We start from the raw sequence: 3560 nt of genomic DNA, 5'->3' as shown, positions 1-3560 counted from the left end.
AAGGACCGCCCGGGCGCCCTGGTGACCCTGCTGAGCGAGCTGGCTGGGGCGCTCGCCGGCGACCCCGCCTCCGTCCGCCGCGCCCGCACCGACCCGGGCGCCCTCGCGCTGCTGCGCGCCGCCGCCGACGCCGCCCGCCGCGTCCCCTACGAGGGCCGGCGGTTCCTCACCACCCGCGGCGGCGGCCGGGCCGCCACCTCCCGCGTCGTCGTGTCGCACACGCCGGGCGCGGGCATCCGGTACCGGTCCGGGCCGAGCGGCGAGGGGTACCGGCCGGAGTCCTCCGCCGGGGACACCACCGGCTTCACGCCCGCGACGCTCGCGCTGCTGACCCGCAACTACGCGGTGGTGCGCGCCGCGGACGGGTCGGCCTGCGGCCGTCCCGCCCGCGTCGTCGAGGCGCGCCGCGCCGACGGCAGCCCCGCCGGGCGCTTCTGGATCGACCGGGACACCGGTCTGATGCTGCACCGCGAGCTGATCGACGCCACCGGCCGCCCCGTGATCGCCACCGGCTTCACCGAGATCAGCTTCACCCCGTCGCCCGTCGAGCCCTCCCCGCTCGGCCGCCCCCTCGGCGGGCCCTCCCGCTTCCCGGGGGCCACCGCGGGCGACGCCGAGGAGTCCGCCGGCGCCCGCACCGCGGGCGCGTGGGGCGAGCGGCTGGACCGCGCCGGCCTCGCCGGGCTGCGCGGGCGCGGCTGGCCCGTCCCGAAGGAGCTGCCGGGACGGCTCGCCCTCTACGAGGCCCGCCGCGAGCACGGCGGCGGCGCCCTGCACCTCAGCTACTCCGACGGCCTCGCCGCCGTGTCGGTGTTCGTGCAGCGCGGCGCCCTCGACGAGCGCGGCATGGCCGGGTGGCAGCGGACCGTCCGCCGGGGCCGGACGGTGTACCGCCGCGAGTCCCTGAGGCGCTGGGCGGTGTCCGGGGGGAACGGCTACGTCTACACCGTCGTGACGGACGCTCCGCAGAGCACGGCCACGGCGGTGGCGCTGAACATGCCGCGCGGCTCCGTGCCGTTCCGGACGCGCCTCTCCCGCGGCGCCCGGCGCCTGGCATCGGCGGCGAATCCGTTCGATTGACCCGAGTTATGGGTATTGGCGGCGAGTCTTATGCTCGCCACATGCCCCGCGGGGCAGCATGTGCACCGATAACGAGGACCATGCTCGGTAGGAGAGATGGGGATGACGGAAGACAACCGCGGCCCGGTGAGGGCGCCGTCGGAGGGCGACGACGTCGCCCCCGGGCAGGAGCCTGAGCGGCAGGAGGCGGCGGCTCCTCCCGAGACGGTGACCGACCAGGGGATCCCCGGGGAGCAGCCGGCGGACGAGCCCGAGGCCGACGACCCCGAGCCCGCACCCGCCCGCGGCGAGGCCGCCGCGAGCGGCGACGGGCGCGACTCCGGCGAGGAGGGCGACCGTCTGGTGGCCGGGGGGTTCGCGCCCCCCGACTCGCTCGGCGGCCCGCCCGACACCAGCGAGGACGTGCTCTCCGGGGCCGCCGCGGACATGCCGCAGGAGGTGCCGCTGCAGGACGCCCCTCCGCGCGACATGCCGCAGCCCCCGCCGCCCGTCGCGCTCGACAAGCCCCCCGTGGAGGCGCCCGACGACCGGATGCGGCCCGGGTTCGTGCCGCACAACCAGGACCCGAGGGCCGCGCAGGGCGGCCCGTACGGGGGCTGGCCGCAGCAGTCCCACCAGGGCCCGCCGCCGCCCGCCCCCGGCCGCCCGCCGATGGGCCCGCCGCCCGCGCCGCCGCGCCCGCCGCCGCCCGGCGGCCCCGGCCCCCGCCCGATGGCGGGGTACGGGATGCCGCCCGGCGGCACCGGGCCCAACTGGGCTCCCGTCCCCGCGCCCCCGTCGTCGTCGCGCGGCGGGCCGGGCCTCGGGCTCCTCGCCGTCGTCGCGCTGATCGTCGCGCTGGTGGCCGGGGCCGTCGGCGCCGGGATCGGCGTGATCGCCACCGGCGGGTCCGACGACCCCGGATCGGTGAGCCTCGGCGGCAGCGACAGCAACGACACCAAGGTGCAGAACCGTCCGCCGGACTCGGTCGCGGGCGTCGCGCAGCGGGTGCTGCCGAGCGTCGTGATGATCCGCGTGCAGTCGTCGCAGGGAGAGATCGGCGGCACCGGCTTCATCGTCAACGGCGGCTACGTCATCACCAACAACCACGTGGCCTCCGGCGGAGGCGGCGGGGGCGGCCAGATCCAGATCGTCTTCAACGACAAGAAGACGCTGCCCGCCACGATCAAGGGCGCCGACCCGAGCTCGGACGTCGCGGTGCTCAAGCCCGAGGGCCAGCACTCGCTGCCCCCGCTGCCGGTCGGCGACTCCAGCGCCATCGCCGTCGGCGACCCGGTGATCGCGATCGGCTCGCCGCTCGGCCTGCAGGGCTCGGTCACCACCGGCATCGTCAGCTCGCTGAACCGGGCCGTGCCCACGCGGGGCGAGGGGGGCGGCGGCGACGCGTCCTACCTGAACGCCATCCAGACCGACGCCGCGATCAACCCGGGCAACTCGGGCGGGCCGCTGGTGGACGCGAAGGGCCGCGTGATCGGCATCAACACCGCGATCGCGACGCTCGGCGGCCAGTCCCTCGGCGGCGAGCAGCAGAGCGGCAGCATCGGCCTCGGCTTCGCGATCCCGATCAACCAGGGCAAGCGGATCGCCGAGGAGATCATCCGGACGGGCGTCGTCAAGCAGGCCAAGCTCGGCGTGCTGCCCGACCCCCGCTACCAGGAGGGCGGCGCCCGGATCATGCAGCAGCCGGTCAACGGGCAGGACCCGGTGACCAAGGGCGGCCCGGCGGACAAGGCGGGCCTCAAGCCCGGCGACGTGATCACCAAGGTCGACGACAAGCCGATCGAGGACGCCACCGACCTGATCGCGCAGATCCGCAGCCGGGCGCCGGGCGACCGCGTCACCCTCACCTACCAGCGGGGCGGCAAGGAGGCCACCGCGCAGGTGACCCTGGCCTCCGACTAGGGCACCGATGTTCAAGTCCGGTTCATCCGGGCTGGGGATACGCTGGGGGGACCGGCCCGTCTCTGGGCCGGTCCCCTTCGGGTCGTGTGCAGGCGGTCGCGCCGCGGCCTGCCGTGTGTGTGGAGGACGGGTTGTTCGACGTCGGACTCGGTGAGATGGCGGTGCTCGTCGTCCTCGCCCTGGTCATCTTCGGCGACAAGCTGCCGCAGGTCGCCGGGCAGGCCGGCCGGATGCTGCGGCAGTTCCGCGAGATGGCCAACAGCGCCAAGGCCGACCTTCAGGAGGGCCTCGGCCCCGAGTTCAAGGATTTCGACCTCAACGACCTCAACCCGAAGACGTTCGTCCGCAAGCACCTGTTCGAGGACGACGACACGTACCTGAAGAACGACACGGGCGTCTTCGACGACGAGCCCTCGTACGCGACGGCGACCGCGAGCCTCGACCCGAGCGAGAAGCCGCCCTTCGACAACGAGGCGACCTGACCCCGCGAGGCGCCGCCCCCCCGGGGCCGCGGCGTCCGCGCGGGCCCGGCCCGGCGGCGGGCACCCGCCCGGGGAGGCCCCGGGCGCGCGGCGGTC

General features: G+C 76.1%; 3 protein-coding genes. All 3 read left to right on the top strand.

Going from position 1 to position 3560, the window contains the following annotated elements; genetic code table 11:
• Window positions 1-1080 (top strand): MucB/RseB C-terminal domain-containing protein (locus ABD944_RS42040; protein WP_345187837.1); only part of this gene is annotated, 1080 nt, incomplete at its 5' end.
• A gap of 102 nt (window positions 1081-1182) precedes the next feature.
• Window positions 1183-2982 (top strand): S1C family serine protease, encoded by a 1800-nt coding sequence (locus ABD944_RS42035; RefSeq protein WP_345187834.1) that lies wholly within the window; start codon window positions 1183-1185, stop codon window positions 2980-2982.
• 131 nt (window positions 2983-3113) lie between these two features.
• Window positions 3114-3464, top strand: coding sequence for a sec-independent translocase (locus ABD944_RS42030; RefSeq protein WP_345187832.1), 351 nt, complete (start codon window positions 3114-3116; stop codon window positions 3462-3464).
• Window positions 3465-3560 lie beyond the last annotated feature (96 nt).

Origin of the sequence: Actinomadura verrucosospora, from assembly GCF_039540335.1 — a bacterium.
GTDB lineage: Bacteria > Actinomycetota > Actinomycetes > Streptosporangiales > Streptosporangiaceae > Spirillospora > Spirillospora verrucosospora.
Note: the sequence above shows the minus strand (reverse complement) of the source record. Positions and strands in the feature narration are given on the sequence as shown.

Excerpts from the sequence above, each read along its gene's own strand:
- ABD944_RS42035 (WP_345187834.1), top strand. The coding sequence starts at position 1,183 with ATGACGGAAGACAACCGCGGCCCGGTGAGGGCGCCGTCGGAGGGCGAC.